An 8,691-nucleotide genomic window follows, 5' to 3' on the forward strand; every position below is an offset into this window, starting at 1 on the left:
CAGGTAAATTTATATTTAATGATGCTATTTTTACTTTGAGTCATAAAAAATATGACCATTACAAAAGAATTATTTTTTTTAAATTATACATAGCATTGAATTTGATACCTTCAAAACAGCAATAATCTAATTTTTAGTAATTAGTATTTTAAAAATCCGAAACTTCTTTAGTTATATTTTTCTTATACTGAGAAATATTCAAATAAAAAGCATCATTATAATGACAATATTCACGTGAATATCATTCAATAATTACCAATTTAAAAAAATTATATTGGTTAAATACCTTTTTACTTGTTATTCGAGTTCAATTCTTTTTCACTTATTGGTTTAAATACTATGTCACTTTTTCCTGATAAAATTTGATCTACTTTATCCGCGAAAGTTTCAATCTCAGGCGGATAAGGATATTTCATTGTCCATATATTACATGACCTATCAGTAAAGCAGATTATTGCTCTATTTCCGGGAATATCATCGTAACAAGGATCAAAGTTGTTAGATCCCAATAAAAATATGTTAGGGAGTAAATCAAACAGTTCATGATTATTACTATACTCTATTGGCTCATTAGTAGGACATCTATACTTACCTTTATTAAGAGTGGAACAAATAGTCTCTGGGTATTTTATTATCGAATCTGCTGTAATCTCAAGGCGATCTTCCTCCCCATAAGAGGCAGATACGTGGACTATAGTAACCTTTTCGACCTCATTACTGATATGTTTTATAGCATTTTCTTTAAAAAACATCATATGAGTTTGAATTCGTGCATCCATTCGTGTTTGTGTTTGTGTTTGTGTTTGTGTTTGTGTTTGTGTTTGTGTTTGTGTTTGTGTTTGTGTTTGTGCATTGACTGTAACACTAAAAAATAAAAACACAATTAATAAAAAATAACCATTTCCTCTGTGTTTCATAGTATTTCCTTTTAATATTTCAAACTTTTATCTTCACGCATAATATCCCACTGCCATTTAAAAAATGAATACATTTTACCTTCATACTTATTAGAATCAGCGCTAGCTTGTGTGTAACTGTCCAAATAGTTTTCTGTATATCCCTGATAGAAAAGATAAGGAGAATAATCATACGAATATAAATGTTGTAATTGAAAAGAATGACCGATTTCGTGAACAATAGTAACATCACTGTGTAAACCTGCTGTATAAATAACACAAAGGTTTCCTGCTTTACCTCTATAAAATTCGCTCGCTACTGTCTCTCCACGTCTATTTCCTCTCTCAAGATTGATATCAATAAATAACAGATAAGTGTTTTTTTGTTCATCATCCTCAATGTCTATTCCTCCTAATGGTCAATTTTTTCCATATTTTTGATATATTCTTTGAAGTCTATAAGGCAAGTTACGTACAAAATTATCATTATCAAACATAAAGCCTTCTTTGATTGTTTCAAGAAGATCATTAACCTCATCATCTTCTTTAAATTCATTTAAATCAAAATCTTCACTTGCAGATATTTCTGCACGAATCAAAGCTTGATTAAAAGATTGATATTTAAGCAAATGTTCCAAAGATTGGTGGATATCTGGAACAGTTTTATTTCCAGCTCTATCACACATTATCACTTTAACAACCACAATATTAGCTACTGGAACATCATTATTTTGATAAACCATTAATTTACCAACCTCGGTTTCTGTATTACCTAGTTTAGCAAATACTTGTATTTCTTAATGTTTATTTAACGTGTCACCTTGACAGGAAATATGTACTGCGTTTTCTAATTCATAATAATTAATCGTTGCACCGTTATAACCCAGTTTACGATTTTTTTGGGGGTTGCTATAAATTCAGAGATTGGAATTTTAACTGGAATTATTTTTAAGCATGGTTTACTTGCTTTAAAAATAAGCTCTGTGCCATCATCTTTGATGTCATCGATTTCATCAAGTTGTAGGTTTAAATAGACGCCTTCTTTATGGATAGTTGCATTTGCATTGCCTTGAACACCATATGCAAAAATAGAAAGCCATGCAGGATAATAATCTTGTCCATAAGGTGTTATAGGGTCTTCGACACCTCTGTTATATTCCTGTAGAAACTTAACTGGATCTTTTATTAATAATGCTTTAGGTTCACTTTTTATTTCTTTATAATATCCAGCGTCTTGATAAACTACAGTATCTATAGGATAGATATATTCTTCACGCAACCAATCAAAACCATATTCCCCCTGATAAGGTTTATTTTTATTTTGCTTAAGTTTTTCTGGTCTTCTGAAATGAATGGTGAATCTACTTAAACAACTCATGCTTGGATCATTAATTTCCTTTGAGCAAATGGGGGGGTAATAATTGTTGACATATCAAAATTCCTTTTAAATTACATTTAGTATTGATTTTTAATATTAAATTTCAAACAAAAGAAGTAATCAAATAAATTGATAACAATAATGTTAATAAATTTAATTAAGTTCATTTGAACATTTTTGTCAAATAACCACTTGATTTTATCTTATATTTTTTCAGTTAAATATAGGGTTTAATCAAAATAGTTACCTAATATAAACCTTAATAAAATGATAGTTATATTGTCTAAAGGATGATGTATCTATAAACTGGATAACTACCAATTTTTATAGCCAAGATTGCATAAAAATAAACATAATTCAAGAATAAAATCTTCAATATCATAAAGATTTTAGCAAACAATGATTGGCATTTGTAGTTTTGATTTTAAAAGAAAAATTTATTAAAAATTTAAAACCTAATTAGGATAACTTCCACTCACTAACACCTTTATTATATTTAATCAGGTATAATCGCTTGAAATATGCAAACAAAGGATATACAAATTTCTCTCATTTTATATTTTATAGCTTGATAGAGGTTATTAGATTTGTATAGATACTATATTGGAGCGGGAAACGAGGTTCGAACTCGCGACCTCAACCTTGGCAAGGTTGCGCTCTACCAACTGAGCTATTCCCGCATTTGAAGTGTTACTTTAAGTGGTGCCCGGGGCGAGACTTGAACTCGCACGGCCAAAAAGGCCGAGGGATTTTAAATCCCTTGTGTCTACCGATTTCACCACCCGGGCTCAAAACAGATATTTGTTAAAACAACATCGCTTTGAATGCAGTGCATTTTACCCATCTTAATTTTTACGTCAATAGAAAATTCAATATAATTGGTTGATTGGTCAATGTTTGTCACATTTTAAATGATTAATTCATCTGTGACATATTAAAATGGGTGAAATGCTAAATTGATTTAACTAATATCAGTCGATATTAAAAAAATAAAATCACACGCTAAAAGATGAACCACAACCACATGTTGTTGTGGCATTAGGATTATCAACTACAAAACGTGATCCTTGTAATCCTTCTACATAATCAATTGTACCACCAACTAAATATTGTAAACTCATTGGATCGATTACTAATGAAACACCGTTTTTTTCAATTGCTAGATCATCCTCATTCACTTTTTCATCAAAAGTAAAACCATACTGAAATCCACTGCATCCACCACCTGTTATATAAACCCGCAGTTTTAGATTGGGATTTTCTTCTTCGGTAACTAAAGATTTAACTTTATTCGCAGCTGCGTCGGTAAAGTTAATCGGTAAGGCATCACTCATTTTATTCTCCTAACTTTTAATTCTAAATATTATATACCTATAGAAAAAGAAAATACAAAATGAAAACTTCTATTATACAAATTTATCTTCACTAACTTGAATTTATCTTGATTTTATGAATAAATACAATTCTATTTACTTTAGAGGTTGCCTGTACTATGCAAAACAATTTATTTAAATCTGAAAAGCTTTATCGCCAAGCATTATCAGTAATGCCAGGCGGGGTCAATTCGCCTGTTCGTGCATTTAATGGCGTAGGTGGTACACCTTTATTTATCGAACGAGCTAATGGTGCCTATATTTATGATGTTGATGAAAAGGCATACATAGATTATGTCGGTTCTTGGGGACCGATGATTTTAGGACACAACGATCCAGATGTCGCTGATGCAGTTATCCATGCAATTCATAATGGTCTTAGTTTTGGTGCGCCAACAGAAATCGAGACAAAAGTTGCAAATCTAGTCACCCAACTTATGCCTTCAATAGAGATGTTACGCATGGTTAATTCGGGAACAGAAGCAACAATGAGCGCTTTACGAGTTGCCCGAGGGTTTACAGGGCGAGATAAAATTATAAAATTTGAAGGCTGTTATCACGGTCATGCCGACTATTTGTTGGTCAAAGCTGGCTCTGGGGCGCTAACATTTGGACACCCTACTTCTCCTGGCGTACCAAATGATTTTGTTAAGCATACATTAGTGTGTGATTATAATGATATTGAATCGGTTAAAAAACAATTTATCCAATATCCAAACGATATTGCAGCCATAATTATTGAACCTGTTGCTGGTAATATGAATTGTGTACCTGCTAAGAAGGATTTTTTGCAAGGTCTGAGAGATCTTTGTGATGAATATGGTGCATTATTGATTATTGATGAAGTTATGACTGGATTCAGAGTCGCTTTGGGTGGAGCTCAAGAATATTATGATATCACGCCAGATCTGACCTGTTTGGGTAAAATTATTGGAGGTGGCATGCCTGTCGGAGCATTTGGAGGGCGAGCAGATATAATGAAGCAATTAGCACCAATTGGCCCTATTTATCAAGCAGGTACACTTTCTGGTAATCCTGTTGCTATGGCGGCTGGGTATGCAACATTAACTAAACTAATGGACGTTGGTATCTATCAAGAATTAGCAGAGAAAACCACCTCTTTGGCCGATGGACTAATGTCGGTGGCCAAACGACATAATGTTCCACTGGTTATCAATCATGCTGGCGCTATGTTTGGATTATTTTTTACCGCTGCTTCCGAAGTAACCAGTTATCAAGATGTAATGAAGTGTGATATTGAATTATTCAAAAAATTCTTTCATCATATGTTAAGTGAAGGTGTTTATTTTGCTCCATCAGCATTTGAAGCAGGATTTATATCTATTATGCATTCAGATAAAGAAATCAATTATACAATTGATGCAGCAAATCGTTTTTTTAGTAGTATAAATTAAAATAGTGACGCAGAATTTATAATACCAAGTGAAGTAAAATATTAAACTATTAAAATAGGTAATAAATATATGGTTAATCCACTCAAAGAAGGTGAAAAAGCACCTCAATTTTCGTTGCCAGATCAAGATGGAGAGATGATAAGCTCAAAAGATTTTAAAGGTCAACGTATTTTGATTTATTTTTATCCAAAAGCAATGACCCCTGGTTGCACTGTTCAAGCTTGTAATTTAAGGGATACTTCTGATGAATTTAAACAATACAAAGTGACAATTATTGGTATTAGTACAGATAAACCTGAAAAATTATCACGATTTGCGGAAAAAGAGTTACTTAATTTTACTTTACTTTCAGATGAAGATCATAAAGTCTCTCAATCATTTGGTATTTGGGGTGAAAAAGAGTTTATGGGAAAAACTTTTGATGGTATTCATCGTATCAGTTTTCTCATTGGCAAAGATGGAAAAATTGAAAAAGTCTTTGATAATTTCAAAACGAGTAACCATCATGAAGTCGTTTTAGACTATCTTAAAAATCATTCCAATTAATTCAATTAAAAACAGATTAGTTTTACTAATCTGTTTTTAATTCTCTATTTTTGATATTTTCAATTTCTTCTGGTTTTGGCCATGCATTAATAATTGCTTTAACCAATGTTGCTAATGGTATAGCAAAAAATATCCCCCAAAATCCCCATAATCCACCAAATACAATTACTGACAAAATGATAACTAAAGGATGTAGATTTAATTTTTCAGAAAATAAACATGGAACAAGCAAGTTACCATCCAGAGACTGAATTAAGACATAAAAGAAAATTAAATAGCCAAATTCTGCACTTGGTCCCCATTGAAATAGAGCAATTAAAATCACAGGAATACTAGAAATAATAATACCTATATATGGAATTAATACTGAGAGTCCAACCACAACTGCCAATAATAATCCATAATCTAAACCAAAATACCAAAAGGGAATATAGACACTGATAGCTAAAATTATAATGTGTAATACATTACCTACAATATAGTTAGATATTTGCATATCCATTTCCGATGCAACTTTATTTAAGATAGTTCGATTTTTGGGTAATAAATTAGAACAATAGCTACATATTTTAGCTTTATCTTTTAAAAAGAAAAACATCATAATTGGGACTAAAACTGCATTTATAGCAATCGAAACCAATCCAAACAGAGAAACTATAGAAAATTGTAATAGTGAATTACCTGTTTGTACGACTCTATTAGTGACACCTTGAATAATGGAATCAAATAATCCTACATCGATCAACTCGGGATAATGTTCTGGCAAAGATGTTATGAAATTATTGGCAAAATTTAACATATTAGGGATATTAGTAATCAAACTAACCATTTGTTGCCAAATTAACGGTAATAAAATCATAAAACCTGCTAAAACAACCAAAATAAAAACGAGTAAAACAATAATAACAGCAAGAGTTCTGGGAATATTTTTTTTATGTAAGAAATTAACTGGAGTGTCGAGTAAATATGAAAGAACAATAGCAATTAATATAGGTAATAAGATCTTATTAAAAAAATAAATAATTAAAAATAGAAAAATAATAACGACCATTAATGAAACCACATGAGGATCACTAAATCGTCTTTTATACCATTCTAAAAACAGCTTAAGCATTGCAAATACTCCTATTTTGCTTCTTATTCTTGTAATTAACTTCCAGTTTATCTTGGTTGATCTATAAATGTAAGTTATCTTTTAAAACCACCTAAAATACCACGAGTAATTCTTCTACCTATTTCATTAGCAACTTGTCTGGTAGCACTTTTAGCCACTTTTTGTGCTATTCCATCGTGTTGACCACCTTTTGGACCTTTATGACCAAAAAATATGGAACCAAGAAGATCCATCCAACCGCTACTGTTTTCATCCTTTTCAGCGTCGTGGTTCACTTTATCAATAGTTGTATTATTGGAATCTCCATTAAGTGAAAAACCAGCTTTAATTTTTTCATAAGCAGATTCACGATCAATAGTATCAGAATATTTACTGTAAAAATGTGATTGATTAATAATCGCATTTTGTTTATCAGGTGACATGGGACCCATTTTAGAGTGTGGCGCAATGACAAAACCTCGTTCTACCATATTCGGCGTTCCTTTTTCATCCAAAAAAGAGATTAAAGCTTCACCAACTGCTAGCTCCATAATTGCTTTTTCTGTGTCAAAATTTGGATTTGCTCGCATAGTTTGTGCTGCGGATTTTACCGCTTTTTGATCTTTAGGAGTGAACGCTCGTAATGCATGTTGCACTCGATTACCTAGTTGACCAAGAATAGTATCTGGTATATCTGTAGGGTTTTGAGTTACAAAATAGATACCCACCCCTTTGGATCGTATCAATCGTACTACTTGTTCAATTTTTTGTAATAACGCAGATGAAAGATCATCAAATAATAGATGAGCCTCATCAAAAAAGAAGATTAATTTAGGTTTATCGAGATCGCCCACTTCTGGTAAATGTTCAAATAATTCAGACAATAGCCATAATAAAAATACAGAATATAATTTTGGTGCATTATATAATTTATCAGCAGATAAGATATTAATGATCCCCTTCTTTTCCGAATTAATTTGCATTAAATCTTGAATATCAAACATTGGCTCACCTAAAAAATATTCTGCTCCCTGTTGATCTAATGTTAATAAACCTCGTTGAATTGCACCTATTGAGGATAATGAAATATTACCATATTCAGAAGTGAATTTTTTTGCGTTATCACCGACAAACTGAACTAAAGCACGCAAGTCTTTAAAATCGAGTAATGACAATCCATTATCGTCTGCAATTTTAAAAACTAACTGTAAAACCCCTGATTGAATATCATTTAAATTTAATAATCGTGCAAGTAAAATAGGACCTATATTAGAAACCGTAGTACGGACTGGTAAACCTTTTTCACCAAAAACATCCCATAATTCAACAGGAGAAGCTTCAGGTTGCCAATCTTGTACGCCGATACTGTTTAAACGGGCTTGTAACTTATCAGATAAAATACCTTTTTCACCAATACCAGTAAGATCACCTTTAACATCAGCCAAAAAGACTGGCACACCAATTTGTGAAAAGCTTTCTGCCATTTTTTGCAAAGTGACCGTTTTACCTGTTCCCGTTGCACCAGTAATTAAACCATGACGATTCGCTAATGCAGCTAAAATAGATAAATTTTTGCCATTACTTTTAGCAATAACTATAGATTCACTCATGGATTAAATCCTCATTAAAATTGCTATTAAAATAATTAAGAATATTGTAAGCTGAAAAAGCAATAACTTCTATTTTTATTATTTGCTTAACCTACAAAAGGAGTCGCTATGTTTCCAGAATATCGAGAGTTAATTTCCCAATTAAAAAATAGTGATTTACGATTTCAAAAATTATTTGATCAACATAATGAGCTTGACCAAAAGATCAAAAACATTGAATCCGGAATCGAAGTTGATACATCAGAAACTATTGAAGCATTAAAAAAACAGAAACTTAAATTGAAAGATGAAATGCACCAAATCTTAAAAAAAGCTTCTTCATAACTGATTCAAATTTAATTAAAGATACAATTAAACATTACAATTTAAGATAATTTAAA

Annotated in this window: 9 protein-coding genes and 2 tRNA genes; 3 read left to right on the top strand and 8 right to left on the bottom strand. The window is 31.5% G+C overall.

What is annotated here, in order from left to right:
* Window positions 1–290: 290 nt before the first annotated feature.
* The 6 genes from A9G11_RS03725 to erpA all read right to left on the bottom strand — a co-directional run bounded on the left by A9G11_RS03725 (window position 291) and on the right by erpA (window position 3,608).
* Entirely contained in the window at window positions 291–917 is a 627-nt protein-coding gene (locus A9G11_RS03725) for a hypothetical protein (RefSeq protein WP_065618192.1), read from the bottom strand.
* A gap of 398 nt (window positions 918–1,315) precedes the next feature.
* Window positions 1,316–1,639, bottom strand: coding sequence for a hypothetical protein (locus A9G11_RS03730; protein WP_065618193.1), 324 nt, complete (start codon window positions 1,637–1,639; stop codon window positions 1,316–1,318).
* A 104-nt stretch (window positions 1,640–1,743) separates the two neighbouring features.
* Window positions 1,744–2,274 carry a hypothetical protein gene (locus tag A9G11_RS03735; protein WP_065618194.1) on the bottom strand — a complete coding sequence of 177 codons (531 nt, stop codon included), beginning with the start codon at window positions 2,272–2,274 and terminating at the stop codon, window positions 1,744–1,746.
* A gap of 604 nt (window positions 2,275–2,878) precedes the next feature.
* Window positions 2,879–2,954 (bottom strand) — tRNA-Gly (locus A9G11_RS03740).
* Window positions 2,955–2,974: 20 nt separating this feature from the next.
* A tRNA-Leu gene (locus A9G11_RS03745) sits at window positions 2,975–3,062 on the bottom strand.
* A gap of 207 nt (window positions 3,063–3,269) precedes the next feature.
* Complete coding sequence (gene erpA / locus A9G11_RS03750; RefSeq protein WP_034914816.1) at window positions 3,270–3,608, bottom strand: iron-sulfur cluster insertion protein ErpA; 339 nt, start codon at window positions 3,606–3,608, stop codon at window positions 3,270–3,272.
* Between the two features lie 158 nt (window positions 3,609–3,766).
* Here erpA and hemL point away from each other — a divergent pair, with 158 nt between their 5' ends.
* Together hemL and bcp are read left to right on the top strand one after the other, a co-directional pair.
* Window positions 3,767–5,062 (top strand): glutamate-1-semialdehyde 2,1-aminomutase, encoded by a 1,296-nt coding sequence (hemL, locus tag A9G11_RS03755; protein WP_065618195.1) that lies wholly within the window; start codon window positions 3,767–3,769, stop codon window positions 5,060–5,062.
* 69 nt (window positions 5,063–5,131) lie between these two features.
* Complete coding sequence (gene bcp, locus A9G11_RS03760; RefSeq protein WP_065618196.1) at window positions 5,132–5,608, top strand: thioredoxin-dependent thiol peroxidase; 477 nt, start codon at window positions 5,132–5,134, stop codon at window positions 5,606–5,608.
* A 25-nt stretch (window positions 5,609–5,633) separates the two neighbouring features.
* On the opposite strand, the gene A9G11_RS03765 is transcribed toward bcp, so the two are convergent.
* Both A9G11_RS03765 and A9G11_RS03770 read right to left on the bottom strand, forming a co-directional pair.
* Window positions 5,634–6,722, bottom strand: a complete 1,089-nt coding sequence (locus A9G11_RS03765) for an AI-2E family transporter (RefSeq protein WP_065618197.1) — start codon at window positions 6,720–6,722, stop codon at window positions 5,634–5,636.
* 74 nt (window positions 6,723–6,796) lie between these two features.
* Window positions 6,797–8,311, bottom strand: a complete 1,515-nt coding sequence (locus A9G11_RS03770) for a helicase HerA-like C-terminal domain-containing protein (protein WP_065618198.1) — start codon at window positions 8,309–8,311, stop codon at window positions 6,797–6,799.
* A 108-nt stretch (window positions 8,312–8,419) separates the two neighbouring features.
* Between A9G11_RS03770 and A9G11_RS03775 the strand changes: the two genes are divergently transcribed.
* Window positions 8,420–8,635, top strand: a complete 216-nt coding sequence (locus tag A9G11_RS03775; protein WP_065618199.1) for a YdcH family protein — start codon at window positions 8,420–8,422, stop codon at window positions 8,633–8,635.
* Window positions 8,636–8,691 lie beyond the last annotated feature (56 nt).

This window comes from Gilliamella sp. wkB108, from assembly GCF_001690195.1.
GTDB lineage: Bacteria > Pseudomonadota > Gammaproteobacteria > Enterobacterales > Orbaceae > Gilliamella > Gilliamella apicola_L.

What these genes read in the sequence shown, in the direction of transcription:
- A9G11_RS03725 (WP_065618192.1), bottom strand. Translation starts at nt 917, where the DNA reads ATGAAACACAGAGGAAATGGTTATTTTTTATTAATTGTGTTTTTATTT.
- A9G11_RS03730 (WP_065618193.1), bottom strand. Translation starts at nt 1,639, where the DNA reads ATGGTTTATCAAAATAATGATGTTCCAGTAGCTAATATTGTGGTTGTT.
- A9G11_RS03735 (WP_065618194.1), bottom strand. Translation starts at nt 2,274, where the DNA reads ATGAGTTGTTTAAGTAGATTCACCATTCATTTCAGAAGACCAGAAAAA.
- erpA (WP_034914816.1), bottom strand. Translation starts at nt 3,608, where the DNA reads ATGAGTGATGCCTTACCGATTAACTTTACCGACGCAGCTGCGAATAAA.
- hemL (WP_065618195.1), top strand. Translation starts at nt 3,767, where the DNA reads ATGCAAAACAATTTATTTAAATCTGAAAAGCTTTATCGCCAAGCATTA.
- bcp (WP_065618196.1), top strand. Translation starts at nt 5,132, where the DNA reads ATGGTTAATCCACTCAAAGAAGGTGAAAAAGCACCTCAATTTTCGTTG.
- A9G11_RS03765 (WP_065618197.1), bottom strand. Translation starts at nt 6,722, where the DNA reads ATGCTTAAGCTGTTTTTAGAATGGTATAAAAGACGATTTAGTGATCCT.
- A9G11_RS03770 (WP_065618198.1), bottom strand. Translation starts at nt 8,311, where the DNA reads ATGAGTGAATCTATAGTTATTGCTAAAAGTAATGGCAAAAATTTATCT.
- A9G11_RS03775 (WP_065618199.1), top strand. Translation starts at nt 8,420, where the DNA reads ATGTTTCCAGAATATCGAGAGTTAATTTCCCAATTAAAAAATAGTGAT.